This is a genomic window from Oleiphilus sp. HI0079, from assembly GCF_001635105.1.
This window is the reverse complement of sequence record NZ_LWFT01001221.1, coordinates 1-904: the sequence shown is the minus strand read 5'-3', so window position 1 is coordinate 904 and position 904 is coordinate 1. Positions and strand designations below refer to the sequence as shown.

Below are 904 nucleotides of genomic sequence, written 5' to 3'. Positions count from 1 at the left end.
GCATCACAACAGAGTACCCGAAGATTTGTTAAGCCTGCATCGCCAGCTTGTGCTAATAATGCGCCAACGCCAGGACGATGCACTTCTACGCCAACAAAATTTTTCTCTGGCTCTGCACTTGCCATTTCAAACAGTGAACTGCCCATACCAAACCCGATTTCAAAGACCACCGGATTACAGTTACCGAAAATTTGAGCAAAATCGAGTTGCTGCCCCGGCTCAAGACCAAAGTGATCCCAGTAACTATCCCAGCCGCGGGTTTGGCCTGCGGTCATACGCCCACTGCGCACCACAAAACTTCGAATCACTCTTTGCATTGGATTGTCTTGATCAGACACGGAATCCCTCGAATAGTCTAAAACGTAAATCGGAAAACGTAATTGATAAATCTCGTGGGCGGAATTCTAGGATTAGCAGCGCTGCATAGCAAGCACGCGATGTTTAAGGCCATCACTCGCCCTCGCGATACGGTTAGTTTGTGATCTCATACACAAAGCTTTATCGATTTAACTATCTGTTACAGATTTAGTGATGTTCTACACCGATTGTTCAAAATTTGAGCGTATACTTAGTAATACAGATTCACGATGAAGCGATCGTGGTTCTGTCTTCCTTGAAGAAACCCCTATTAAGGAGCCAAGTTTTGGCTCCTCTTTTTTTGCCTCCAGTTTAGTTCAACTGCTTTTTTTAAACCTGTGAACGCCAGTTCAACACGCTAATCTGCTGGCCTTTGTATAGGCCGATAGCGCAAGGCCTGCGCCAGATGCCCCTGACTTATCCTCGATTCCCCCGAGCAATCCGCCAATGTTCTTGCCAATCGCATTATTCGATGTGCGGCTCTACTAGACAAAGCCAAGGCATCAATTGTGCTCATCAACCAATCATTCTGCTCAGTCGTCAACGC

At 46.5% G+C, this 904-nt stretch carries 2 pseudogenes; both read right to left on the bottom strand.

Features of this window, described 5'->3' with window-relative positions:
* A pseudogene (locus A3750_RS21645) lies at window positions 1–338 on the bottom strand (tRNA (guanosine(46)-N7)-methyltransferase TrmB); the annotation flags it as partial.
* 377 nt (window positions 339–715) lie between these two features.
* A pseudogene (locus tag A3750_RS21640) lies at window positions 716–904 on the bottom strand (ATP-dependent protease); the annotation flags it as partial.